Source organism: candidate division KSB1 bacterium (genome assembly GCA_034521575.1).
Lineage (GTDB): Bacteria > Zhuqueibacterota > Zhuqueibacteria > Residuimicrobiales > Krinioviventaceae > JAXHMJ01.
Genome location: JAXHMJ010000002.1, coordinates 1,064,899 through 1,090,090 on the forward strand (window position 1 = coordinate 1,064,899; position 25,192 = coordinate 1,090,090).

Annotated in this window: 21 protein-coding genes and 2 tRNA genes; 12 read left to right on the plus strand and 11 right to left on the minus strand. The window is 42.5% G+C overall.

Annotated elements, in window-relative coordinates; genetic code table 11:
• The 3 genes from U5R06_07780 to U5R06_07790 all read right to left on the minus strand — a co-directional run bounded on the left by U5R06_07780 (position 1) and on the right by U5R06_07790 (position 2,564).
• Positions 1 to 633, minus strand: coding sequence for a thiamine diphosphokinase (locus U5R06_07780; GenBank protein MDZ7722705.1), 633 nt, complete (start codon positions 631 to 633; stop codon positions 1 to 3).
• 49 nt (positions 634 to 682) lie between these two features.
• The gene (locus U5R06_07785; protein ID MDZ7722706.1) at positions 683 to 1,996 is read right to left on the minus strand and encodes an alkaline phosphatase; all 1,314 of its coding nucleotides are present in this window, start codon (positions 1,994 to 1,996) and stop codon (positions 683 to 685) included.
• Between the two features lie 262 nt (positions 1,997 to 2,258).
• Positions 2,259 to 2,564 (minus strand): hypothetical protein, encoded by a 306-nt coding sequence (locus U5R06_07790; protein ID MDZ7722707.1) that lies wholly within the window; start codon positions 2,562 to 2,564, stop codon positions 2,259 to 2,261.
• Between the two features lie 159 nt (positions 2,565 to 2,723).
• Here U5R06_07790 and U5R06_07795 point away from each other — a divergent pair, with 159 nt between their 5' ends.
• Positions 2,724 to 3,797, plus strand: a complete 1,074-nt coding sequence (locus tag U5R06_07795; GenBank protein ID MDZ7722708.1) for an alpha/beta hydrolase — start codon at positions 2,724 to 2,726, stop codon at positions 3,795 to 3,797.
• A 23-nt stretch (positions 3,798 to 3,820) separates the two neighbouring features.
• Here U5R06_07795 and U5R06_07800 read toward each other — a convergent pair whose 3' ends face one another.
• The 5 genes from U5R06_07800 to U5R06_07820 form a co-directional block, all read right to left on the minus strand.
• Positions 3,821 to 4,480, minus strand: a complete 660-nt coding sequence (locus U5R06_07800) for an ATP-binding cassette domain-containing protein (GenBank protein ID MDZ7722709.1) — start codon at positions 4,478 to 4,480, stop codon at positions 3,821 to 3,823.
• Between the two features lie 125 nt (positions 4,481 to 4,605).
• Positions 4,606 to 5,712 (minus strand): MlaE family lipid ABC transporter permease subunit, encoded by a 1,107-nt coding sequence (locus U5R06_07805; protein MDZ7722710.1) that lies wholly within the window; start codon positions 5,710 to 5,712, stop codon positions 4,606 to 4,608.
• A complete protein-coding gene (locus U5R06_07810; GenBank protein MDZ7722711.1) occupies positions 5,687 to 6,319 on the minus strand; it encodes an ABC-type transport auxiliary lipoprotein family protein in 633 nt (210 codons plus the stop codon). The genes U5R06_07805 and U5R06_07810 overlap by 26 nt, the downstream gene beginning before the upstream one ends.
• Position 6,320: 1 nt before the next feature.
• Positions 6,321 to 7,304, minus strand: a complete 984-nt coding sequence (locus tag U5R06_07815; GenBank protein ID MDZ7722712.1) for an MlaD family protein — start codon at positions 7,302 to 7,304, stop codon at positions 6,321 to 6,323.
• A gap of 282 nt (positions 7,305 to 7,586) precedes the next feature.
• Positions 7,587 to 7,664 carry a hypothetical protein gene (locus U5R06_07820; protein ID MDZ7722713.1) on the minus strand — a complete coding sequence of 26 codons (78 nt, stop codon included), beginning with the start codon at positions 7,662 to 7,664 and terminating at the stop codon, positions 7,587 to 7,589.
• 441 nt (positions 7,665 to 8,105) lie between these two features.
• On the opposite strand from U5R06_07820, the gene U5R06_07825 reads away from it, so the two are divergent.
• Positions 8,106 to 8,723: a GntR family transcriptional regulator gene (locus U5R06_07825; protein ID MDZ7722714.1), complete on the plus strand. Its 618-nt coding sequence runs from the start codon at positions 8,106 to 8,108 to the stop codon at positions 8,721 to 8,723.
• Positions 8,724 to 8,912: 189 nt separating this feature from the next.
• Here U5R06_07825 and U5R06_07830 read toward each other — a convergent pair whose 3' ends face one another.
• The 3 genes from U5R06_07830 to U5R06_07840 form a co-directional block, all read right to left on the minus strand.
• On the minus strand, positions 8,913 to 10,268 hold the full coding sequence (locus U5R06_07830) for a sigma-54 dependent transcriptional regulator (GenBank protein MDZ7722715.1): 1,356 nt from the start codon (positions 10,266 to 10,268) through the stop codon (positions 8,913 to 8,915).
• 25 nt (positions 10,269 to 10,293) lie between these two features.
• Positions 10,294 to 13,530, minus strand: coding sequence for a response regulator (locus U5R06_07835; GenBank protein ID MDZ7722716.1), 3,237 nt, complete (start codon positions 13,528 to 13,530; stop codon positions 10,294 to 10,296).
• A 101-nt stretch (positions 13,531 to 13,631) separates the two neighbouring features.
• Positions 13,632 to 13,997, minus strand: a complete 366-nt coding sequence (locus U5R06_07840) for a response regulator (protein ID MDZ7722717.1) — start codon at positions 13,995 to 13,997, stop codon at positions 13,632 to 13,634.
• 355 nt (positions 13,998 to 14,352) lie between these two features.
• On the opposite strand from U5R06_07840, the gene U5R06_07845 reads away from it, so the two are divergent.
• The 10 genes from U5R06_07845 to U5R06_07890 all read left to right on the plus strand — a co-directional run bounded on the left by U5R06_07845 (position 14,353) and on the right by U5R06_07890 (position 25,135).
• Positions 14,353 to 15,417 (plus strand): transposase, encoded by a 1,065-nt coding sequence (locus tag U5R06_07845; GenBank protein ID MDZ7722718.1) that lies wholly within the window; start codon positions 14,353 to 14,355, stop codon positions 15,415 to 15,417.
• Between the two features lie 582 nt (positions 15,418 to 15,999).
• On the plus strand, positions 16,000 to 17,073 hold the full coding sequence (carA, locus tag U5R06_07850) for a glutamine-hydrolyzing carbamoyl-phosphate synthase small subunit (GenBank protein ID MDZ7722719.1): 1,074 nt from the start codon (positions 16,000 to 16,002) through the stop codon (positions 17,071 to 17,073).
• On the plus strand, positions 17,070 to 20,261 hold the full coding sequence (gene carB / locus U5R06_07855) for a carbamoyl-phosphate synthase (glutamine-hydrolyzing) large subunit (protein MDZ7722720.1): 3,192 nt from the start codon (positions 17,070 to 17,072) through the stop codon (positions 20,259 to 20,261). Before carA ends, carB begins: the two co-directional genes overlap by 4 nt.
• A gap of 25 nt (positions 20,262 to 20,286) precedes the next feature.
• A complete protein-coding gene (locus U5R06_07860; GenBank protein ID MDZ7722721.1) occupies positions 20,287 to 20,751 on the plus strand; it encodes a potassium channel family protein in 465 nt (154 codons plus the stop codon).
• Positions 20,700 to 21,332 carry a TrkA family potassium uptake protein gene (locus U5R06_07865; GenBank protein ID MDZ7722722.1) on the plus strand — a complete coding sequence of 211 codons (633 nt, stop codon included), beginning with the start codon at positions 20,700 to 20,702 and terminating at the stop codon, positions 21,330 to 21,332. Before U5R06_07860 ends, U5R06_07865 begins: the two co-directional genes overlap by 52 nt.
• 118 nt (positions 21,333 to 21,450) lie before the next feature.
• Positions 21,451 to 21,524: transfer RNA gene (locus U5R06_07870), tRNA-His, on the plus strand.
• Between the two features lie 15 nt (positions 21,525 to 21,539).
• Positions 21,540 to 21,611 (plus strand) — tRNA-Glu (locus U5R06_07875).
• A 194-nt stretch (positions 21,612 to 21,805) separates the two neighbouring features.
• Positions 21,806 to 23,869 (plus strand): glycosyltransferase, encoded by a 2,064-nt coding sequence (locus tag U5R06_07880; GenBank protein MDZ7722723.1) that lies wholly within the window; start codon positions 21,806 to 21,808, stop codon positions 23,867 to 23,869.
• Between the two features lie 11 nt (positions 23,870 to 23,880).
• Complete coding sequence (locus tag U5R06_07885; GenBank protein MDZ7722724.1) at positions 23,881 to 24,747, plus strand: acetyl-CoA carboxylase carboxyltransferase subunit alpha; 867 nt, start codon at positions 23,881 to 23,883, stop codon at positions 24,745 to 24,747.
• Between the two features lie 121 nt (positions 24,748 to 24,868).
• Positions 24,869 to 25,135: a hypothetical protein gene (locus tag U5R06_07890; protein MDZ7722725.1), complete on the plus strand. Its 267-nt coding sequence runs from the start codon at positions 24,869 to 24,871 to the stop codon at positions 25,133 to 25,135.
• Positions 25,136 to 25,192 lie beyond the last annotated feature (57 nt).

The window sequence follows — 25,192 nt, forward strand, 5'->3', positions numbered from 1 at the left end:
TCAATTTTTGATATGAACCACCAGGCAAACCCCCAATCGGGTCAATAATTTGACCGATATTTGAATAAATTCATTACTCAGGCTCAAACTCTGTCCCATTCTGATCGTTTCTTCCTTTAACTCCCATTTTGTACCATTCAGATAATCTATATTCACCTCATCTGCTAACGGCACAATCGAGAAACCGTCTCCCCGGCGTCCGACAAACTCTTTTTTGACGTGGGGATGTAAAATAGTTATCATTTGATTTTTGCAGTAAAACTCTACATTCAAATGACTGTATTTTGGCTGGACGAACAGCAAAAAATTACCCAGAAACTGATCCATCCTGCCGCCACAAGCATGTAGAATTCGGATATCAGTTGCCGAGTGCTCAACACAATAGTCAGCAGCAAGTTCAAGATCTGTCTTGTCTTTGTCCGCCGGATAGCGAATAATCTGATTCTGCGAAAACTGTTTCAGGATATCCGGGACCAGGGAATCGAAATCTCCTATTACCATTTCCGGCTGGAAGCCGTCACGGATGGCATACTCCGCCCCTCCATCAACAGCAACCAGATGATCACAGACATCGATGTGATCTTTGAGCGGTGGGTCATAATCTCCATTGGCAAAAATGACGTATCGATTCATTCAATGTACCTTTCCGGAGCAGGCAACATCTGCTGTCTCGGTTGCAGACTTAATTGGTTGCCAGAGATTTGAGAATAATGCCAATATCCGTATTATCCAGATAAGAACCACGAACCGAATCCTTTTTAACAGCTACGAGTTTAAAATTATCAGCACCTTTCCCGATTGCCTGCAGTGGAACAAGCGAGTTGGTATGGCTGCCTGAGTGCCATTCCATACCCGGCATTTTGTTTTTGCCATTATTTACAATAGGAGTCCATACGGGGTCATCCTCACCGGAACCAGGACCTGTCAAATATCCTGTCTCATGATCAGCCGTCACCACGAGCAGGGTATTTTTCCAGCTGCTTTCCGATTCGATCCAATCGACTATAGCATTAACGGTCTCTTCCATTTGTACAAATTCTTCGATCATTCGGGGGCCGTTATTTCCATGACATGCCCAATCAATAGCCCCTGCTTCAACCATAAGCACAAATCCATCAGGATCATCATCGAGCACATTGATAGCTCCCCGGGTCATCTCTTCAAGTGTGGGCACCGTTGAAATCAGAGGTACGCCGAAAGGCTCCTTTTGTTCTTCACCGCCATCACGGCTGACTTGCAGTGATGATGCCACAGGAGCCAGTCCCAATACACGTTCAGGCGTGGCACCGTTCATTAATTTCTTGAAAGCATCGCGATCCTGTACCAAGCCCCATTTGTGGGGACTGCTTTCATCGGCGGAATCAGAATTAACAGTGTTCCAGAGAGATTCCGATAGGTATTGGTAATCCGGCTCATTTAGGCGATTGCCATTATTATCAAAAAAAGGATGACCTGCGCCCATGATTACATCAACAGCGCTCTCAAGAATCATTTCCCTGGCGATTTCATGGTAATTATGCCTGCTGTCATTATGTGCAACAAAGGCAGCCGGCGTTGCATGCGTAATCGGCACGGATGTCACAATACCCGTCATTTTTCCCAACTGTTCAGCTTGTTCCATGAGGTTAATCAGAACATTTTTTTCCTGGTCCACACCAATTGCGCCATTGTTAGTTTTGACACCACAAGCCAATGCTGTTCCAGAAGCAGCTGAATCCGTGCATTTCTTCATAACATAATCGAATTCAGACCATGCCATTTCAGAATCATATCCATGGCCCGTGGCTGGATATGTCGTACAAGCCAACTGCACAGGAAATGATTGACTGATCAAACTGTCTGTTTCTCCGTAGATATAGCTGCTCGCGGCCTGCATTTGGTAAAACCCGGCACCATCACCAATCACGATAATGATGTTTTCGGGTGTATCGCTCGAACAGGCAAACAGTACCGACAATAAAAGCATCAATGACAAAAGAAATACATTGGCTCTCATAATACGTCCTTTCTTTTTTTAACTAAAACAGGTAACTATCAGATTAATCTTCCAAAAGAAAAGAGTAATGTAAGAAAAGTTTTTTTAGGATGCAAATACTGTTAGATAAAAGGAAAGAGTGGGAAGGAAAAAGCCGTATTCTGCGTGCATGCAGAATACGGCTTTACAGCTTTATGAATTGTTTTGTAACTGTTTCACCATACCGTTGAGTGCATTGCGAGCAATTTGATTCGGATCTTTCTCTGCCTGCTCTTTGATGGCGTCAAGCGCTTTTTTCGCTGTTCAATTTCATCAGCGACATGGCAGCAACGATTCGGGCCTGATAAGCAGAATCTTCCTGCAACATAGTCAGCAAAGCATCTTCAGCTTTTAAACAGTTGCGCTCTGCCAGTTTTTGTGCAGCCTGTATCCGTTTATCAGCCTTTTCATTGTCAAGCTGCTGAACGAGTTTCTGATCCTTTGCATCAAGTTGAGAAACGTCTGCTTTTGGAGAAGCTTTTGCAAATGCACCAAAAACAATTACCAATGACAGAATAGCGACCCAGCCAAGCATTTTTTGAATGTTCATGACATCCTCCAGTTTTTATTATTTGTCTTTGCAGTATGGTTAATTTTCATACCAGTGTACGATACTTGACCAAAAGGTTTCAAAATTTCTCATTTTCAGCTTTAAAATGATAAAATAAATTGCTATTTTTAATGTATTATTAATTTAAACAAACAAGTCATGAAAAATATAGTAATAGGAATTCATGGATTAAAGAACAAGGTGACTGTAGAAAGCCTGTATGCCTGGTGGGATATCAGTTTGCACCAGGCGCTACGCAATGCAGGTTTGAAAAACTTTCCGTTTCGACTTGAACTCATCTATTGGGCAGATCTTTTGTATCCCTTTCCCCTGGATCCTGTTATAACAGATGAAAAAGATCCGCGATATCTGAGCTTTCCATTTAAATATCTCACTCCGCCATCTGAACCCAGCGGCAGTACCTTGCGACGTCTGACACGCAATGGCATAGAAAAACTTGCCGATTTTTTAATGCATTCGGACAGTATCTATCATAATCTGGAAGATTTATCCGAAAAATTTATCCGCCATCATTTTCGGGATCTGGATGTTTACCTGAATAATGGAACCGGCTATCATGAAGCTCAAAGTCGAAATGTAAGGCAAGCGATTACCGAGCGAGTGATTGAAACCTTGCATCGGCACAAATCCCAAAAGATCATGATCATTGCACATTCGATGGGCTCGATTATCATATATGATGTTTTGAGTTCTTTGCTCCAGAACGACATTCAAATTGACACTTTGGTGACCCTGGGCTCCCCTCTTGGACAATCCACAGTTATGGGTAAATTATCGGGACAAAATCCTGTAAAGCAGAAACTTAAAACACCCGAAAACATTAAAAACTGGTACAACCTTTCCGATATACGAGATATCATAACCATCAATTACGACCTGGAGGATGATTTTTATCCCAACTCAAAGAATGTAAAACCCCAGGATTATTTAGTAAACAATAATTATACATGGGAAGACAAAACCAATCCACACTCTGTTTTTGGATATTTACAGACCCCACAATGCGGACAGGCATTATTTGATTTTTTGGTCAAAGACATGTCCTCCTGGCAGCTGACAATATCAAGCTATTTGCAAAAATTCAGGGAGCACATATTAAAGAGAGAAGCAAATCTTTACAAAAGTATTCCGATCCGGCAAGAAGAAAAAATCAAAGCAGGAAAGCCCGCCCTTTCCCCCGAAGAACGGTTTAAAGAACAGCTCGAAAGCTGATATTGGCAAATCTCTGATCCTGTTTATCTGTGAGAAACAAGTCCGGCGCCCTTTTTAAAAAACGCATTCACTTTATCGATTCCGCAATCAAGTGTTTCTTTTAATGTGCCTTCAAACAAAACCTTTCCGTCATCCAGAAATAAAACCCTGTCGGCTATACGATAGATGCTGGCGAGGTCATGGGTTACAATAACGATTGACATTCCCAGTTCATCACGCATTTTTAATACAAGCTGATCCAAAGCTTCCAGCGTTACGGGATCCAGGCCGGCCGAGGGTTCATCGCATAACAGCAAGGCGGGATCAAGTGCGATGGCTCTTGCCAGAGCAGCACGTTTTCGCATCCCGCCGGACAACTCTGAGGGCAGTTTCAGAAAAGCATGATTGAGCTCGACCAAATTGAGTTTGACTCTAATTAAACGTTCAATGATACGATAAGGTAAATTCGTATGCTGCTCAAGGGGGATAGCCACATTTTCCGCGACGTTTATTGAGTTTAGCAAAGCGCCATTCTGGAATAACACCCCTATACTCAAAAGGAGCTCATTAAATTCAGGTTCATCCATATCCGTGATTTCACGGCCAAAAATTTGAATTGACCCGGACCAGGGCAGGTAAAGCCTGATTAAATGTTTGAGCAGTGTGGTTTTACCGCATCCACTGGAGCCAATGATAACAGTAATCTCGTGCTTTTCGCAATCATCGAAACGTCATCAAGTATCAAAGAGTCATTAAATCCGCTGGAAATTGATTTTACATTTATGACCAGGTCATTTTGATTCATAATTCTACCAGGCTTGCTTTTTCATTAAAATCCACTTTTTATGTTAAAATAAAATAATAAACCAAGGATACTATCAGCCAATATGACCAAAAATATTGACGCAACTACAGATGCAGTGGTCATGCGTCCCACATCAGCAGCGCCGCCTCTAACCCGGAACCCATAAAATGCACCGACCATGACAATGATCCAGGCAAATATGATACTTTTGACAAGACCTGTTAATATATCTTTAAGAACAAGCGCCTGAATAACTTGATTATAAAAGGGGGACACGCCCACATCAAGATACGTCACACCGATCACAAACGCACCCAAAATCCCCAGGATCATTGAAAGAATGGTCAGTAAAGGCATCATGAGAGTAATCGCATGGATTTTGGGAACCAATGTGTATCGGATCGGATTGAGTCCCATGGCTTTTAACGCATCTGTTTCTTCAGTTACGACCATGGTCGCAATCTCGGAGGCAATTGAAGAACCGCTTCTACCGGCGAATAAAATGGCTGTCATAATCGGCCCCATCTCCCGGGTCATTGAGATCGAAACCAAATCCGCTATGTAAATACTGGCGCCGAAGTGCCGCAATTGGGCTGCGGATTGCAGAGATAGAATAAACCCAATCAGAAACGAGATCAGGGCAACAATAGGGAACGCATTCATTCCTATTAAAATGCTTTGGTTGATGAATTCTCCTTTTTTTGCACCTTTACGGGAGAATAGGCCAAGAAAAGAAAAATAAAAAGAATCCGCCGCTAAAAAAATCGCATTCTTTTGTAATTGCCAATAAGCATGAGCCTTTTCTCCCATCCGTTCAAGCCATCCCGTCTTTTTTTGTACGGATTGCGGCGCTATTGAACGGGAGCTAAACGTATTTAGGGCTTTGGTTATTTTTTCCGGAACATGGATCAGTTCAACCTTGACCTCTTTTTGTGAGGCATGGTCCAGAATTTCATCCAGCAGAACAACACCGCTGCTGTCGATGCGGGATAAATCGCTCAAATCAATTTGGTATTCCGTATAATCTCCCGAATCCACGATTGAGAGCAACCGTTTATATAATCCTCCGGTGCTTTCAAGGGTGGCGCTTCCGGATAGAAACACTTTATTTTGCCTGACTATAATCTGCATGTTTATCCAAATAATTTGTAATTTTATTTTTAAACTGTTCCAGCGTAAAAACGAGACTATGGTTCAATGTCTTTACAAATCCATTCATGCTGGGGTCATCAAATTTATCAATTAAAGTTGCTTCATGCTTTATCAGAGCAATTTTGTTATCAGCCTGTTGAAATTCAAAAAGAATATGGATATGAGCAAGATCTCCAGCCTTGGTTTGAATTCGTTCTATACTCTTGACCTCGCCAATAATGATATAATCCGGATTATAACTGATTCCCCGGTTGATCCGCCGGAACACATTCTTGTATTCAAAATAATCATACACCAGAGCAGGGATTGCATAAGAAGGACGAACAGCCCAATGATGATAATAATAATAATTCAGTTCATTTGATTGTGTGCGGACCACCATTCGGGTTTGATCAAAGGCACGGGCAACTCTAAAATCCAGGACATCAACAATCACATCAAACGTGGTATCAGCCTGTTCTACAGCGGGATAATCCTGATTTGTGAATTCAAAAATAAAATATTTTCTGGCAGGTTGTTTATGACTGCAGCCCGCCAGCATCATCAATGATACGATCACAAAGGCGTAAAATAAGTGAAATTTCATATTATTTCTCCAAATTAAAATCAGGCGCATTTTCTGGTTCAGCACCGAATATAAGGATGGATGGATCTTCGCTGATCATCCGTGAAAACTGGGTCAGATTGTCCGAGGTTTCTTTCAGACGTTCAATGGTATACACCAGATCCGTACGACTTTTTGCAAAACTGATCTCCACATCGCGCAGCATATTATTGGTTCTTTCCAGAGTGGTATTGATTTCCAGAAACAGTTGAACAAGTTCCGCTTCTTTGAGCGCGCTTGTCACATCAGCCAAATTGGTCGCAATCTGTTTCAATGTATCAGAACCGGTAAACTCTTCTACATTCAGTAAAATTCTATTGGCACTGTTTGTGAGTGAATCCAATCGCCGGGCAAAGTTGGATGCATTATCCAAAGTTAAGCCCACGTTCTGCCTGTTGTTTTGAACCAGGGCTTCAATTTCACGCATGGTTTTATTAGACTGATCGGCAAATTGTATAAAACGATTCAAATTATCCTCACTTGTAAATTCTGCCAAATTATTAAGAATAATCTCGGATTTTGCAGCCAGAGATTCAGCATGCCCGCTGATCTCTTCAGTAACAGATTTTCCGGCATCTATAAACGAGCCGGGCGACAAGAATTCCGCTTTATTGCTACCGCTTTTCAACTCGATTATTTTGAGACCGGTTATGCCCAACATGGCAATTTTCGCCTCGGTATCCATTTTGATCGGAGTGCCTTCTTCCAGACTCACTTCAACAATGACTCGCTGGATATCCTGGGGATCAATAGAAATATCGCTGACATACCCTACCTGTAATCCCTGGTACTTGACCGCACTGCCTTGCTGCAATCCGGATACAGAGACATTGCGAAAACCGATATAATAAACATCCCAATTTTCAAGAAACATGGGCGCCACAATCACTCCGATCGAAACCACCAGAGCCACAATAGCTACCACTATAAAAATGCCCAATCGGACACGTTGTGCACGAGTAACCATAATCAAAAACCTGTTTTATAATTCAAGTATTATACCATTGATTATTTTGAATACCAGACTCCGCGCCTCCAGGCATGCTTTCGGCATATTTCCATCACAGAGTCATCCGGATCACCGAGATCTGAGACGTATGTATTGGCTTCAGCCTGCCACTCTTTTCGCATTCCGGGTATAACCGTACCCACCGCTGGATGCATTAGAGGAAATTTCAAGGCAAGGGCCGGAAGGTCCCAGCCCGTCGGCTCGATATCCGTTTTCAAATCATTGACATGTTCTACTGTTTTACGCAGGCGCTCGCCTGAATGCTTTTGCAATGACGCGTTCACTTTTACCGTCTCCGTATTTCTGGGCCGTATCAATAAATTTACACCCAGATCAAGGGCTCGATTGAGAGCAGCTATAGAATCACTCTCGGATTGTCTGCCCCAGCCGCTCTCTCCTATTGCCCAGGCACCAAAGCCGATTTCAGAGACATTCAATCCTGTTTTCCCAGGTTGTCTGTATCGCATTTTCTCTCCTTTTCCATAATAATATAAAATTAATTTCAGAAAAACAAAAGTATTTACCTCATGCCACAAAAAAAACTTGGACTATAACACAAAGTATACAGCTTGTTATATTACGAGCGGTTTCGTAAAATATTTTTAGCTAAAGCATTGTTTTATAATATCATTTTTTAAAAAATCTATTATGTTCTGGCAAGTAATTTGCATCAATATAAATATTATGCAGATTAATACACATGTAACATATTTTGCACTGTTTGATCATCCCAGTAAAAACCAGGGTCAGGAAATGGATTTGACACACACAGAGTTGACAGATCATGTCTATTCACGTCTCAAACGTAAAATTCTGGATCGAGAACTGCTTCCGGGGCAAAAAATCCTTCAGGAAAAACTGGCTGCCGAACTGGGAGTCAGCCGCTCTCCTCTTTTAAAAGCCCTGGCCCGACTTGAAAACGAACTGCTGGTTGAAAGTATTCCACGCCGCGGCATGTTTGTTAAAAAAATAACCCCCAAGGAGATTATAGACATTTTACAGTGCCGTGCTGTGTTTGAAGGTTTGGCTGCACGTCTGGTGGCTGAACACGCCGCCAGTGAGGACATTCAAAAACTGCACAAAATATTCGAGCCTTTTCAGTATCAGCATGATATAGATCAGGCATTCTACGAACAAGCGGACCGCGAATTTCATAGTTGTATTATCAATCTATGTGAAAATGATGTCATTCAAAGAATGCGTTTGTTGAACAACATACATGTCCTGCATTCGCAAATCGGCTTGGTACGTTCGCCCGAGGAAACATTATCAGAGCATTTGCGAATCATATCTGCCATCGAAAACAGGGATGACCAGGCTGCAGAATCTGCCATGCGTATTCATATCGAAAAAGCAATTGATAAATTAAAGCATTAACTCTTATTATTGATAATCTCGCCGACTGACAGATAAAAGCTTCCGATATTTTATTTGCAGTAATTACAGATTTGTTCATCGGGATTGCATTATATATCATTCTGGCTATTATTCTGCCTGATAAAAGACAAGAACCTATTGCCGGAAAAGCCGAAACGGAAACCCATTAACCCTAAAAAATAATTAAACTCAGGATACTATTTTATACTTTTTTATCTTATCCCGAAGGGTCTTACGATCAATCCCAAGTATTTCCGCTGCTTTTGATTTATTCCCCTCTGTATGCTGCAGAACACGCTCGATGTGCTCAGCTTCTATCTCGGCAAGACTTTGCAGAGAACTTCCAGAATGCCGTACCGAGTAACGCATATGTTCTGGCAGATCAGGAACGTTGATTTTGCGTAAATCCTTCATAACCACCAGGCGCTGAACCAGATTTTCAAGTTCTCTCACGTTTCCCGGCCAGCTGTAAGACTGGAATACTTTATAAACCTCATCCGAAAACTTGGGCGGTTTTCTGTCCAACTCTTTAGAATATTTCTCTGTAAAATAGTTGAATAACAGGAAAATATCATCACTGCGTTCAGAAAGCGGCGGCAGATTGATAGTTAATACATTAAGCCGATAGTACAGATCCTCGCGAAATTGGCCGTTCTGCATCATGTTCCACAGTTCCCGGTTGGTCGCGGCGACAATTTTGACATCTATTTTCTGAGGTTGACTCGACCCGACTTTGATAATCTCTTTTTCCTGCAAAACGCGCAATAACTTGGATTGAGTCGGAAAACTGGTGGTTGCAATCTCATCCAGAAAGATAGTGCCTTTGTCAGCTTTTTGAAAAAATCCTTCCCGACTCTGATGTGCTCCGGTATAGGCCCCTTTTTCATTTCCAAACAATTCACTCTCCATCAGAGATTCGGGTATCGCTGAGCAGTTAACAGCAACAAACGGTTTGGCGGAACGTGGACTGGAACGATGTATTGCCTGAGCAACCAGCTCTTTACCGGTTCCACTTTCTCCGGTAATGAGTACGGTAGCCGGAATCGTAGCAGCCTTGGCAATGTCCGAGAGCACCCGTTTCATAGGCTCCGATTCACCAATGATACCGAGATTATTGGCTTCAACGTATTGTTGGGTCGCTGATAAAAGTTTCCGCCGTTCCACTTTTTCCAGAACACTGTCAATGGCGGCAAACAAGGCTTCGTCGCCAATCGGCTTTTCAAGGTATTCTTCAGCGCCGGTTTTCACCGCTTTTACAGCGTCTCCTACAGAAGCATACCCGGTAACCATGATAATACCAATATTTTTAAAATTTTCCTTGATATGACGGGTCAGGTTAATCCCGTCAATTGAAGGCATCACCTTATCTGTTATTACAAGGTCAATTTGATTGTTGTTCAAGCTTTTAATTGCCTCATCCGCACTGGAGGATGTGAGGACATGAAAATTAGGCTTTTCCTTGATCTTTCGTTCAAGTAATTTTAATGTAAAAACAGAATCATCAACTACCAGAATCTTTTTCTTGTTTTTGTCTTTTTTAGCCATCGACTAATTTCCCGGTATCCAAACGTTACTCGTTCTCCTGGAGCATAAGATTCAGAGCTTTGATTACCCTGGTGCTTTCATTTTTGACATCAGTTCCGAGATTCTCATAATCTTCTCGTTGTTTATCTTTTGCGGCCATTTCCAGAGTTTTTGATTTTTCCGACAATTCCATGGCGCCAACAGTAGCGCTACTCGATTTCAAGGTATGAGCCACTCTGGTAATGGCTTCATCATTGGAATTTTCCAAAGATTTTTCCAACTCGGCCACCAATTTTTCGGTTTCTTCAATAAAAACAGTGATCATATCGTTCATAAAATCCGGATCATCCAATCCGATATTGTCTTTGAGGATATCGATATCGACAATATCCTGGAGATTGGAACTGTCAAAGGTATCTTCCTCAACCTGAACTTCCGGTTCATCTTCTTCCCGGACAAGTTCAGTATCTGTGGTGACAGATCTTTGAATCACCTTTACAAGTTCTTCCAGTTGTACAGGTTTACTAATATAGTCATCCATACCTTCGTGCAGATACTTTTCACGATCTCCTGCCATGGCGTGTGCAGTTAAAGCAATAATCCGAGGCCGTTCATCTCCGTACCTTTTGATGAGTTCTTTGGTTGCCTGAACCCCGTCCATACCCGGCATCTGGATATCCATGAAAATGATATCAAAATGTTTCTTTTCTACAGCGTCTACAGCTTCTTCACCATTGTCTACGACTTGAGCCTGATAGCCGAGTTTTTGCAAAACTCGTAATGTAAATTTCTGATTTACCTTATTGTCTTCTGCAATTAAAATATCGAATGGAAATCTGTCCGCCATTTCCGAATCGAGTGTAAATTTTTTCGGCCCGACCGGCTTTTTCGGATGTTTGACTTTTGTGAACAGATCAAGTATGACTTCATACAATTGAGACTGCTTGACTGGTTTGGGAAGATGCACATCGATATTGGCATCTTTTACCCGTTGTGGATTCTCATTGGTGCCGATTGAGGTGAGGAGAACTTTGGGGACTTTATCCACAATGTCATCCATTTTCATGGCCAGGGTTAGTCCGTCCATTTCGGGCATCATCATATCCAAAATGGCAATGTCATATTCATTGCCTTCTTTTAACAGCTTGATGGCCTCTTCACCGGAATCCGTGTCCGTGGGCGTCATCCCCCAGGACATGGCCTGCAGAGCGAGTATACGTCGATTTGTATCATTATCATCCACAATCAACACACGTTTGCCTGTCAATTCAGAGTGGGCATAAACTGCTGTATCATCAGGCTTGTGATATTTGCCTTCAGCCTGAATGGTAAAATAAAATGTAGAACCTTCACCGAGAACACTGTCCACGCCCATGGAACCGCCCATCAGTTCTGACAACCGCTTACTGATAGCAAGCCCCAATCCGGTACCGCCAAATCTACGGGTGATGCTGGCGTCAACCTGACTGAAAGATTTAAACAGAGCGCGTCTTCCATCTTCAGAAATACCCATCCCCGTATCTTTAATTTTGATTAAAACGTTAAAGAGACCGGGTTTGACCTCGGTACTGCTGACAGTAACGATCACTTCGCCTTCATCCGTAAATTTTATTGCATTGTTGATCAGGTTATTCAAAATCTGGATCATACGTGTCTTGTCGGAAATGAGTTCGGTGGGGGCCGGCCCTTCAATAAAGTAACTCAATTCGAGTTTTTTCTTGGCCGCGTTACTGGCATGCAATTCCAGACATTCCTCAATGGCCTTTCTCAAATTAAATTCTTCATGCTCCAGTTCAACCTTGCCCGATTCTATTTTTGAAAAATCCAGGATGTCATTGATCACAACCAAAAGGGAATCACCGCTGTTTTTAATAACTTCAGCGTATTCCCGCTGCTCATTGTTCAATTCTGTTTGCAGCAGCAGATTTGTCATACCCAGCACACCATTCATAGGTGTACGGATTTCATGGCTCATATTGGCTAAAAATTCGGAACGGGCTCGAGTGGCGTCTTCGGCCAGTTTTTTAGCTTCTTCCAGTTCTTCGTTCTGCTTTTCGAGTTCTTCACGTGTTTTCTTTAACTCGGTAATATCGCGTGAGACCCCGACCATACCGATGATCTTTCCGTTTTCATCTTTAAAAGGCACTTTGGTAGCGGTTACCCAGCGGGACCAGCCGTCGGGGCGCTTGATCTTTTCAATTTTTCCAATTAAAGGCTTTCCGGTACGGATGATTTCCTGTTCATCATTATACGCTTCCTGGGCCATGTCCTGGCTCAGGAAATCAAAATCGGTTTTACCTACCGCTTCTTCCGGATCATCAATTCCCATCACTTCTGCCTGTGCCTGATTGATGCGGATAAAGCGGGACTTGGCATCCTTGAAATAAATCGTATCCGGAACATTTCTCAACAACGTTTTCAAAAGAGACTTTTCATAAGCCAGTTTTTCCCAGATACCGCGTTCTTCTGTGATGTCTTCAATGAATTCAATGATCCCGGAAACGCTGCCTTCTTCATTCTTATAAGTCACTTTATCCGAGCGAATCCAGCGTATCCCTTTTTTGGTTCTGATCTTTTCGACCTGACCTTTTCCCGGTTTTCCGCGTCTGGACATAACAGTGTCATCCAGTTTCTTGACACTTAATCGCTTAAAGAGCTTTTCCTCTTTGGCGCCGATCACATCATTTGCGTTAAAACCGATCAAATCACAAAAATGCTCATTCGCCTGAATAACGCGGTTGTCAAAATCCTTAAACATGATACAGGAAGGCACTGTCTCGTGGATAATATTTAGAACATCAGAACGCACTTTGAGATTCTTTTGAACCTTTTCGTATCTTACAAGCTGTTCTTTCAGCTGACTGGTTTTCTGGTTCAGCAACTGTTGAGAATCATCAAGTTCGTGCTTGTATTTATTCAGAGTTTTGTAGACCTTGGCGTATTTCGTCACGTTTTCCAGAATGACCAAAATACCGCTGATATTTTCTTCTTTATCTGTAAAAGGCAGCAACGTGACATTAAAAATAGAATTCTTATCATTGGATGCTTCAAGTGTGATAAACTCCATATCGAAGCGTTGTTGCTGGCCGTCCAGTAATTCGTTCAAGATAGAGGTTGATTGGTTCACTTCCGGTAAAAAAGTGTCCACTTTTTGACCCATCAATTCATCCCGAGTGGGGCGAAATGTCTCACTTGTCAGAGACACTTCTCTAATTTTCAGTTTGCTATCAGTTCGAACATAGGACAGATTTTTAAATCGGAGGATATAATCACAAATATTCACAGCACCCTCACTTGTTTTTTACCATTGCCTTGACTTTGCATATAAAACATTTCACTCTGACCCGAATAGAGTCGACTCTCCTTCATGTAGCTGCAACTGCGCTAATAAATCAGACTATTCACTTTGGTCAGCAATTCTCTCATATCAAACGGTTTGCTAATTGTATATTTTGCTCCCAAAAGTTGAGCGGTTTTCAGAGAGCTGGCGGCATCGAAATAACCGCCTCCCGATATAGCAATAATCTTGATATCAGGGATATTCATCTTCATTTTCATGATAATTTCTATCCCATCTTCTTCCGGCATAAAAATATCCGTGATGACAAGATCAAATTTATCTTGTTTTGTGGCTGCTACACCTTCTTTTCCATTCCTTGCGACGTAAACAAAATGACCATCAATTTCCAGCATCTCTTTGAGAATTTCTCGGATGTTCTCCTCATCATCAATCACTAGAATCTTTCCCATCAACCAACCTCATAACAAAACAAATGCTTTCCAAACTGTTGCATCAAGAATATAACAAGAAATAATTCAAATACAAACAAGATATTCAGAGATTTATCTCCGTTTAATCGAGGAATTTATGACTGCAATTTCTGTTCCATAAAAATTGTTTTTGCCAGGCAAATATTTTGATTGTCGATGAAATAGTTTTTGTGATTTTATAATATTATAACTATCTTATACTCATTTAACTTTTACCTAAATTGAGCGGTTTTTAAAAAAATAAAAAACCTTTTGGGTTTATAATAGTTTGTTATTATTTTAGTTGTGTAACCAATAAAAAGAATAACAACAAAACCCAAAAGGTAGCCATAATATGCAGAAAAAAACCGATACAACGCAACCTAAAATATCAAAAATTGAGATCACAAAAGATAAAATTAGCGGTCGTGGTGGTCTGTTGTTTTTTCTTAGATATATTGACCAAATTCGATTCTATTCTCTATTTGAAAACGTTTTTAGCTTTTTAAAAGGCTCTTCTAAAGGACTGGGATACCGTCAGTTTGTCAAACAGCTTTTTGCTTGGTTTATTGATGGTACGGATATGTCAATCTGTTCTTTTGATCGTCGAAAAAACGATGAAGCCTATGCTGCCGTGCTCGAAAATCGCCCGGAACAAATGGCAACATCCCATCAAATCAAAAGGATGTTTCGCAAGTTCAGTTTTGTTGGGCAAATGATATTTCGGTCTCTTTTGTTGGAGATGTTTATTTGGCGACTTATTATTGAACAACCCAAAGAAGTTATTCTTTTTGGTGACAGCGTAGTTTTCGACAATGACGGCGCTAAAAAGCGTGAAGGCTCAAATGTGACCTATAAAAATAAAAAAGGATTCCAGCCTATGCAAATTAGTTGGGGGCCTTATGTTGTTGATGCGCTGTTCCGAGCCGGAGATGTTCATTGTAATCATGGCAGCGACTTTATAAAGTCAGTGGGGCGTCTGGTCAAAGCTATTCGACGTCGCTATAAAGATGTTCCAATCATTCTGCTAACAGACAGTGGTTTTATGGATGACCAGAACTTTCGGTTCTTTGAACAACGCCTTGGTATTCATTATGTTTGTGCCGGGAAAATATATAACGATATTAAACAATATGTTAACAATCTTAGTTATGATGCTTTTCGTTCTTATAGACAGACATGGACTTTTGTCGAATTTGCTAATCGCCTCAAATCATGGAAGACATTTCGCCGTTGTATTTTTACCTCTCAGAAAGCTGAGGAAAATGGTCAACTCTTATTTGATTTTGCACAACCGGATTCAGTAATCTATACCAATATAGGCCGAAACAGTGAGCTGGATGAAAAACTAATCAATGCTGGTAGTGGCAATTATCTCAAGGCCGAAAAGATTATCGAGTTAAACCACAGTCAGAGGTAGAGCTGAATTAGTACACCGATCACAGAAAGAATTTGCTGGAAGAGAACAGTTACCATTTAAGCGTTTCGGTATGAATAGAGTTTTTTACTATTTGATGATCATCAGCCATTTTCTTTTTGAAGCATATAAAAGGGACATCCCCTGTGAAGCAGTACCAGTTACCGCTTACCCCAATACCTTTCGTCGGATCATGATTGATTTTGCAGCCAAAATTGTGACAACAGGCGGAAAAATTATACTAAGGGTAACACAGACAGTCTATGATTCCCTGAAGATTTTAAAATTATGGTCATTCATTGAGGAGTATGAACCCGCATTTGTGACGTAAAACATAATAAAAATTAATCGTATTAAAGAGCTAAAACAATGGGAGAAGTATGCCGTTACACTGATAATTCTCTGACTTTAATGAAAAATCGAGTTCAAAAAGCAAGGTTGATTGCGTAATAAGAAGTTATTTCAGATGAAAACAAATAGAAAAAGACGGCACCGGCAACATTTTGCGCCGGTTTTATTTGGTGCCCTTATAAATCGATCAATTTAGGTTTTAATTACCCAAGCACTCCTAACTTTTGAAGACAAATGGACAAACGTAAAATTAAAGCACGGCTGGAGCTTGAAGACGGCTCTGTATTCACAGGACTTTCGTTTGGCGCACCTTTGAGTATTGCAGGTGAAGTCGTTTTCAACACAAGCATGGTGGGCTATCCCGAAAGCCTGACAGATCCGTCGTATGCAGGCCAGATACTGGTATTAACCTATCCGCTGATTGGAAACTATGGCGTCCCTCCTGCAGACCAAGCGGATCAGTTAACAAAGCATTTTGAATCGGATCGAATACAAATATCCGGTCTCGTGATCTCAGAGTACTCGATGCACTATAATCATTGGAACGCAGCCCAAAGTCTCTCCGACTGGTTGACCGATCATAATGTGCCGGGACTGTCCGGGATTGATACACGGATGCTGACCAAGCGCCTTCGCGAAGAAGGCACAATGCTTGGACGCATCCTCAACGTATCCGAGCAACCTGATTTTTACGATCCAAACAAAATTGATCTTGTTGAGCGGGTCACCTTAAAAGAACCCAAAGAATACGGCAGCGGCGAGAAAAAGGTGATTTTGATCGACTGCGGAGCAAAAGATAATATTGTCCGGTCGCTGGTCAGACGGGATTTGACAGTAAAACGCGTCCCGCATACATATGATTTCAGTCAGGAAGAGTATGACGGCGTGATGATCTCCAATGGCCCCGGCGATCCCAAAATGTGTAAACAAACGATCGAAATCGTGCAAAAGGTTATCAAACGCAGCAAACCGATCTTTGGAATATGTATGGGAAATCAAATTCTTGCTCTGGCAGCCGGGGGTGACACCTATAAGCTGAAATTTGGTCACCGCAGCCAGAACCAACCCTGCGTGGAAGTCGGGACCAAACGCTGTTATATTACGTCACAGAACCATGGATTTGCTGTGGACGGCAGGACTCTTCCTCCGGGATGGGAACCGTGGTTTACAAACGCAAATGACAACACCAATGAAGGTATCAGACATACAACCAAACCCTTCAAAAGTGTGCAGTTTCATCCCGAGGCTGCTCCGGGTCCACTGGATACGGCTATTTTATTTGACGATTTCAAAAGGATGCTTCTATGATAGAAAAACCCAATAAAATAATCATTCTTGGCAGTTCTGCATTAAAAATCGGAGAAGCAGGTGAATTCGATTATTCCGGAAGCCAGGCTATAAAGGCCTTAAAGGAAGAAGGGGTGTATACCATTCTGGTCAATCCCAATATCGCCACCATCCAGACATCGGATCATCTTGCAGATCAGGTTTATTTTTTACCGGTTACGCCGCATTTTGTAGAACAGGTCATTGAAAAAGAAAAACCCGATGGAATTTTGCTGTCATTTGGTGGACAAACTGCTTTAAATTGCGGCGTCCAGCTCGAAAAAGACGGCATTCTGGCCCGTTATGGCGTCAAAGTACTGGGCACTCCGGTAGAGACGATCAACAATACAGAAGACCGCGATCTTTTTATTCAAAAGCTGAACGAAATTGATGTAAAAACACCAAGAAGTTTTGCGGTATCCAACGTTGAAGAAGCGCTGGCGCGGGCGCGTGAAATCGGATTCCCGATCATGCTCAGAATCGCATTTGCTCTGGGCGGACTCGGTTCAGGCCTCTGCCATGACGAAGAACACGTTCGTGAGCGGGCGCAGATGGCGTTGTCCTATACAGATCAGATCCTGATTGAAGAATATTTGTTGGGCTGGAAAGAAGTCGAGTACGAAATTGTCCGGGACCAATACGACAATTGCATCTCGGTTTGCAATATGGAAAATCTGGATCCGATGGGGATCCATACGGGCGAAAGTATTGTCGTTGCGCCGAGCCAGACGTTGACCAACAGTGAATATCACAAGCTGCGTGAAATTGCCATCCGTACGGTTCGGCATCTTGGTGTTGTGGGGGAATGTAATATACAGTATGCGCTTGATGCCAAATCAGAAGATTACCGGGTTATTGAGATCAACGCGCGATTATCTCGAAGTTCAGCTCTGGCGTCCAAAGCGACAGGATATCCCCTGGCAGCAGTTGCGGCAAAATTATCGCTTGGCTATGCGCTGATTGATATTCCCAATTCAATCACCAAAATCACAAAAGCCAGTTATGAACCGGCCCTGGACTATATTGTGGTTAAAATTCCACGCTGGGATCTGAAAAAGTTCCGGCAGGTTTCCAACCGTCTCGGCTCAGGCATGAAATCCGTTGGCGAGATTATGGCAATCGGACGCAAATTCGAGGAAGCCCTGCAAAAAGGATTACGAATGTTGGAAATCGGCGCAAACGGTTTGCTGCAAAACGAAAAGATCAAGATCGATGATATCGAAAAAGAACTTGCCGAGCCCACAGATATGCGGGTTTTTGCCATTGCAGAGGCCATAAAATCTGGATATTCCGTTGATGACATTCATCATTTATCTTATATCGACAAGTGGTTCCTGTATAAATTTCAAAACCTGGTCAATATTGAACAACAGCTGTTAAAAGTGGGAGAACAGCGCTGCCCGCAGGATCTTTTACTGGAAGCCAAGCAGCATGGATTTTGCGATAAGCAGATCGCAGGCGCTCTGGAGACCACGGAATTGGATGTCAGGGATCTCCGCAAAGCATACAATATCATTTCTTATGTCAAGCAGATTGACACACTGGCTGCTGAATATCCGGCACAAACGAATTATTTATACCTGACCTATAATGCCTCGGAAAATGATCTAAATTTTACAGAACGCAACTCCGTCATGGTTCTTGGCGGCGGCGCTTATCGGATCGGCAGCTCGGTAGAATTTGACTGGTGCTGTGTAAATTCAGTCATGACCCTGAAAAAACTGAACTACAAAACCATCATGGTCAATTATAATCCGGAAACAGTGAGTACGGACTATGATGAATGCGACAAACTCTATTTCGACGAACTCACCTTTGAAACCGTACTTGATATCTATGAGAAGGAAAACGCGGTCGGTATTATCCTGTCCATGGGCGGACAAATTCCGAACAATCTGGCTGTTCAACTGGATCAGGCGGCTGTCAATGTACTCGGCACATCGGCCAAGAACATTGATAATGCCGAAAGCCGCCACAAATTTTCGCATATGCTGGACGAATTGAAAATTGATCAACCGGAATGGAATGAACTCCAGTCTATTGACGGAGCCATTGAATTCGCGCGCTCCGTCAACTATCCGGTATTGGTTCGTCCCTCCTATGTACTCAGCGGTGCGGCAATGAGCGTGGCATCCAACGACAATGAATTGAAAAAATTTCTCAACAAGGCATCAGATATTTCCAGTGAACACCCGGTGGTCATTTCAAAGTTTATAGAGAACGCCAAAGAGATTGAAATTGATGCAGTTGCCCAGGAAGGTGAACTCCTGGTATACGCTATCAGTGAGCATGTGGAGAATGCTGGAGTTCACTCAGGGGATGCGACGTTGGTGCTTCCTCCACAACGCACCTATCTTGAGACCACAAGACGCATCAAAAAGATCGCCCGCAAGATTGCTCAAACCTTGCAAATCAACGGCCCCTTTAATATGCAATTCGTTGCCAAAGACAATGAAGTCAAAGTGATCGAATGTAATGTGAGAACTTCACGCAGTTTTCCGTTCGTATCCAAAATCTTTAAAGTAAATTTCATTGATATTGCAACACGGGTCATCATGGGACATCATGTCCCGAAAATCGACCGGTCTGTTTTTGACCTTGAATATGTTGGAGTCAAGGCGCCTCAATTTTCATTCACCCGACTTGTTGGCGCGGACCCCACTCTCGGTGTTGAGATGGCATCGACCGGAGAGGTGGCCTGTCTGGGTGACGACTTTGAAGAAGCATTTTTAAAAGCGCTGTTATCTGTCGGATACAAACTGCCGATCAAAAATGTACTTCTTTCCACCGGCCCCATTGAATCAAAAGCAGAATTTCTAAACAGTTCGTCTCTGATGCAGAAAATGGGCATCAATTTTTACGCCACTGAAGGCACTGCAGATTTTATGCAGGCGAATGGCATATGTGTTACTAAACTGCACTGGCCCTTGTCTGATAAAAAACCAAATGTGATCGAATATCTGGAGAACGAAAAAATCGACCTTGTGATCAACATTCCGAAAAATTTTCAAGAAGAGGAATTGACAAACGACTATACAATCCGGCGAAAAGCTGTAGACTATGCAATCCCCTTGTTCACAAATCTGAAACTGGCAAGACGATTTATTGAATCCATATCCCGAAAATCAATAAAGCAACTTAAAATAAAGAGTTGGGAAGAATACCAATAAACCATAAATTCTGATTGTGTTGCCCTTGAATTTTAGATCACAGAAACTGGATGATATTTATTATCTGAACAGCCAGCCCACCGCGCTGCATCGACTTTTCTATGCTGCAGGGTTGGTCATTACGCTTATACTTGTCGGGACTTTTGGTTATATATTTTTAGAACAATGGGGGTTTTTAGATTCACTTTATATGACAGTCATTACACTGGCCACTGTCGGATTCAAGGAAGTACATATTCTCAGTGATTCCGGCCGCATATTTACAATATTTTTGGTCATAGGAGCGATCAGCATCGGCGGATATGCAATTGGTACCATTGCTGCATTTCTGACAGAAGGCCAATTATTCAAACTACTCAGGGGACGCAAAATGGCAAAGAAATCACCCATCTTGAGAAACATATCATTGTCTGCGGCTTTGGTAAAATTGGAAGGAAAATTTGTCGCCACCTCTATCAGGCCGGCAAGACCTTTATTGTTATTGATGTAGATCCGGAAAGAATTGATGAAGCCATCCAGCAGGACTACCTCGCTGCAGTTGGAGATGCTTCTGAAGACGATATCCTGATCAAAGCCGGCATCAAACAGGCCAAAACGCTCATGAGCGCTATTTCCAATGATACAGCGAATGTCTATCTTGTACTCTCTGCGCGCAACTTGAATGAAAACCTGGAAATCATTGCCAGGAGCAGCGGCGAATCTTCAACCAAAAAACTTGAACGCGCCGGAGCGGACCAGATCGTATCTCCCTTTGAGATGGGAGCCCGCAGAATGGCCGCTCACATTATTCAGCCGGAGATCATTGAATTTGAAGATATGTTTTCCGTTGAAAAAGAATACGGATTACAGGTACAAAAATTAAAAGTACAGAAAAGCAGTCAATTGATTGACAAACGCTTGAATGAATCATCTCTCAAAGCAAAAACCAAAGGCGGACTGGTCATCGGCATTGAGCGCGACGGAAACATGCTTATCAATCCCCCCGGATATACAGTTATCAAAAGCGGCGATATTTTTCTGGCCATTGGCAATGATGAACAATTGGAATTAATGCGGAAAATACTTAAATAACCGAGCGCTGTTTGTTTTTGTAAAGAAAATAGTATACAGTCAAAAATATATTGACATTAATTTAAATAGTTATTATATTAAAAGACTTTGCAGTACATGAATATGTTCTGCAAATACGGTGGGCGTAGCTCAGTAGGCTAGAGCTCCAGGTTGTGGCCCTGGCGGTCGCGGGTTCAAATCCCGTCGCTCACCCGTAAAAAACATAATGTCCCGTTCGTCTAGTGGTTAGGACTCAGGATTTTCATTCCTGCAACAGGGGTTCGACTCCCCTACGGGATGCCGAAAAGCCGATATAATCGCATATCGGCTTTTTTTGCTTCAGAATCCCCCTACGCTTGTTTTCCTACAGTATTTTCATTGCAAAGTCGGATATTTTTTGTAAATTATATTTTATACCAGCATCGAAAATGAAGCACATTCATAATTTTATTGATTCTAAACTTTCTTTTTTTTAAATTACAATTCTGATTATTATGGATAAAAAGCTCAGTATTGTCATAGTCAGCTATAATGTCCGGGCATTCCTGGAACAGGCGATCCGATCCATACAGAAAGCGGCGCACTCATTGGCCTATGAGATTCTCATCGTTGACAATGCCTCTTCTGATGGCACCGTGCCGTTTGTAGAAAAAGAGTTTCCATCTGTAAAAATTATCGGCAACTCGGATAATGTCGGTTTTGCCAAAGCCAACAATCAAGCGATCCGGGAAAGCAGCGGCGAATATATTTGCCTGATCAATCCGGATACGATTGTTCAGGAAGACACTTTTACAACATTGCTCAAGTTCTTTGAAAATCAATCGGACGCTGGATGTGTCGGATGCAAAATTCTGAATCCCGACGGCTCTTTGCAACTGGCCTGTCGCCGCAGTTACCCCACTCCGTGGGTTGCATTCACAAAAATCATCGGATTGGCCGCCTTGTTCCCTAAAAGCAAACTGTTTGGACGCTATAATCTGACCTATCTGGATCCGGAGCAAACGTCCAGGGTCGAAGCTATATCCGGCTCATTTATGCTGGTCAGACGCCGTGTTATACAAGAGGTCGGCGGTCTGGATGAATCCTTTTTTATGTACGGAGAAGATCTGGACTGGTGTTATCGAATCAACCAGGCCGGTCACTCGATCTATTATGTTCCCTCTACTCAGATCATCCATTTCAAGGGAGAAAGTTCCAAGAAAAGCCCGTTTCAGCAACGCCGGTTGTTTTATGAGGCCATGCGATTGTTTGTCAAACGTCATTTTCATAAAACCAGCGCTCTTTTACCTTCCTGGTTGCTCATTGCTGCGATATATATCAGTTCTTTTTTCTCTTATGTCTCGACGTTTGCGCAAAAATGCATATGGCCCGGCATTGACTTTGTTATGTACACAGTATCGCTAGGCATTGCTGTTTTTATTCGATTCAATCCAGAATTTCCCTGGCAACCCTTTATCCTGGTACATATTGTGTATTCAACCATCTGGCTGCTGAGTTTTTCCGGCCTGGGATTGTATTCCAAAAACAAATTATCAATTGGGAAAACAGTTTCAGCCGTTATTCTGGGATGGATGATTAACAGTGCGCTCACTTTCTTTTTCAAACAATATGGATTTTCCAGAGCTGTTGTGCTGTGGGCCGGCTTGCTGAATTTAATTCTGATGCCCGGCTGGCGGTTCCTGATCACCTTTTTAACCCAGCGGGGTTTCAGCTGGATTCCTAAATCTTTAAAAAATTCATTGTTGAGCAGACAAACCCTGGTGGTCGGTGATAAAAGCAGTACCCGCAATTTGGTAAACCGCCTTCGAACTGTGGTCAATGGTATCTACGCAGTAAAAGGCATCGTGCTCACAGGCAAAGAATTCGAGTCCGAAATTGATGATATCCCGGTGATTGGCTTGATTGATCAATTGCCTCAGATTATTGAACGGGAATCCGTGCATGAAGTAATCTTTACCACGGAACGCGTTCCCTATGATAAAATGCTCAAAGCCATGGCCGCTTCGAAAAACTTGCAAATCAATTTCAAGATGGTTCCCAACAATCTGGATGTGGTCATCGGCAAAGCCACGCTCGACTATATTGATAAAGTGCCGTTTATTGATCTTGAATATAAATTACATTCTGGCCTGAATCCTTTTGCCAAAAGAGTGTTCGACATTTTTATAGCTCTGACGGGCATGGTTGTCACGACCCCCCTCTATCTCATTCAGCGCTTTTTATTGGGTAAAACAGCCAAAGAACAGAGTATTTATTTGAATAATAACCGAAAACGTGATGTTCTTTTTTATACAAATAATATTTTTTTAAATTTACAGCTTTATAAAACCATACTGACCGGCGGCCTGTCAATGGTTGGACGCGACCTTTTCAGACCCGTCACTCAATCTTCTATCGCCCAGACAATAAAACCTGGACTGGCGGGACTGGAGCAAATTCACAAACAAAAACAATTAACAGCAAAAGACCGCACGCGTTATCACTTGTATTATCTGAGGAATTACAGCCCTGTTCTGGACATAGAGCTGTTACTCAAATCAATGATTCACAAAAACTAAAATGGTGTTTTATGCCCAAAGTAATACTTGATTTTGAAAAACCAATTGTAGAAATAGAAAAGCGAATAGCTGAATTGCGTGAATTCTCTTTGAATGAAGATATTGAAATTCACAGAGAAATTGAACGGCTTGAAGCAAAAGCCCGGAAATTGCGTAAAGATACATATTCGAAACTGAATCGCTGGCAGCGCGTTCAACTGGCACGGCACCCGGAACGGCCTTACACGCTGGATTATGTCAAACGAATATTTACCGATTTTATGGAGCTGCATGGTGACCGCAACTTTGCGGATGATCCGGCCATTCTCGGCGGAATTGCAAAACTGGATGGTATGCCGATCGCCGTTATCGGCCATCAAAAAGGACGCGATACCAAGGAAAAGATCGAACGAAATTTCGGCATGCCTCACCCGGAGGGGTACCGAAAGGCTCTGCGTATTATGAAGCTGGCCGGTAAATTTCATAGACCGATCATTACCTTCATTGATACTCCCGGCGCTTATCCGGGAATCGGCGCAGAGGAGCGCGGTCAGGGCGAGGCCATTGCCCGAAACATGTTTGAGATGTCACAGCTTCCTGTTCCCATTATTTCCGTCATTATCGGTGAAGGGGCGAGCGGCGGCGCTATTGGAATCGGTGTGGGCGATCGCGTGATTATGCTGGAAAATACCTGGTACTCTGTTATCACACCGGAGGGATGCGCTGCCATCCTGTTCAGAGATCAATCCAAAAATGAACAGGCCGCTGAGGCCATGAAAATTACGGCCAAGGATATGCTCAACCTGAAACTGGTTGACCGGATTGTGAAAGAACCGGTTGGCGGCGCACATTGCAATTTTGATCAAACCGCCAATCTCTTAAAAAAAGCACTAGTTTGACCAAATGCGCGAGTTGTAAAAATATACCGCCCTCACAACTTGTAAATTCACGAATCGACAAATATGCCAACTATGGCGTTTATAAAGAATAAATTATAATCCACAAAATGAGGATACATCAATGGTAAGTGAAGAATTGTTGAATATCCTGGCATGTCCTTCATGCAAAGGCGATTTGGAGTACAACCAGGATCAGGATACCTTGATATGCCGCAGCCGGCACTGCCCGACATGCGGTATGCCTGTTGACGCCAGCGGAACCTGTCAAAACACGGAATGCGGTGTAAAGTCAGACGCTTTTGTTGGCTTGATCTATCATGTACAAGATGACATTCCCAATATGCTGATCTACGAGGCAGATAAATTCCCGCTAAACCAGGAGTCATGACCGCAGTCAGAATCAACCGGACAGCCCGGCAATAAATATGATTTCGTTTGCCTCGAT

Bases quoted from the DNA above. Each gene is read 5' to 3' on its own strand.
- U5R06_07780 (MDZ7722705.1), bottom strand. From the start codon at position 633: ATGAATCGATACGTCATTTTTGCCAATGGAGATTATGACCCACCGCTC.
- U5R06_07785 (MDZ7722706.1), bottom strand. From the start codon at position 1,996: ATGAGAGCCAATGTATTTCTTTTGTCATTGATGCTTTTATTGTCGGTA.
- U5R06_07790 (MDZ7722707.1), bottom strand. From the start codon at position 2,564: ATGAACATTCAAAAAATGCTTGGCTGGGTCGCTATTCTGTCATTGGTA.
- U5R06_07795 (MDZ7722708.1), top strand. From the start codon at position 2,724: ATGAAAAATATAGTAATAGGAATTCATGGATTAAAGAACAAGGTGACT.
- U5R06_07805 (MDZ7722710.1), bottom strand. From the start codon at position 5,712: ATGCAGATTATAGTCAGGCAAAATAAAGTGTTTCTATCCGGAAGCGCC.
- U5R06_07810 (MDZ7722711.1), bottom strand. From the start codon at position 6,319: ATGAAATTTCACTTATTTTACGCCTTTGTGATCGTATCATTGATGATG.
- U5R06_07815 (MDZ7722712.1), bottom strand. From the start codon at position 7,304: ATGGTTACTCGTGCACAACGTGTCCGATTGGGCATTTTTATAGTGGTA.
- U5R06_07830 (MDZ7722715.1), bottom strand. From the start codon at position 10,268: ATGGCTAAAAAAGACAAAAACAAGAAAAAGATTCTGGTAGTTGATGAT.
- U5R06_07840 (MDZ7722717.1), bottom strand. From the start codon at position 13,997: ATGGGAAAGATTCTAGTGATTGATGATGAGGAGAACATCCGAGAAATT.
- U5R06_07845 (MDZ7722718.1), top strand. From the start codon at position 14,353: ATGCAGAAAAAAACCGATACAACGCAACCTAAAATATCAAAAATTGAG.
- carA (MDZ7722719.1), top strand. From the start codon at position 16,000: ATGGACAAACGTAAAATTAAAGCACGGCTGGAGCTTGAAGACGGCTCT.
- carB (MDZ7722720.1), top strand. From the start codon at position 17,070: ATGATAGAAAAACCCAATAAAATAATCATTCTTGGCAGTTCTGCATTA.
- U5R06_07880 (MDZ7722723.1), top strand. From the start codon at position 21,806: ATGGATAAAAAGCTCAGTATTGTCATAGTCAGCTATAATGTCCGGGCA.
- U5R06_07885 (MDZ7722724.1), top strand. From the start codon at position 23,881: ATGCCCAAAGTAATACTTGATTTTGAAAAACCAATTGTAGAAATAGAA.
- U5R06_07890 (MDZ7722725.1), top strand. From the start codon at position 24,869: ATGGTAAGTGAAGAATTGTTGAATATCCTGGCATGTCCTTCATGCAAA.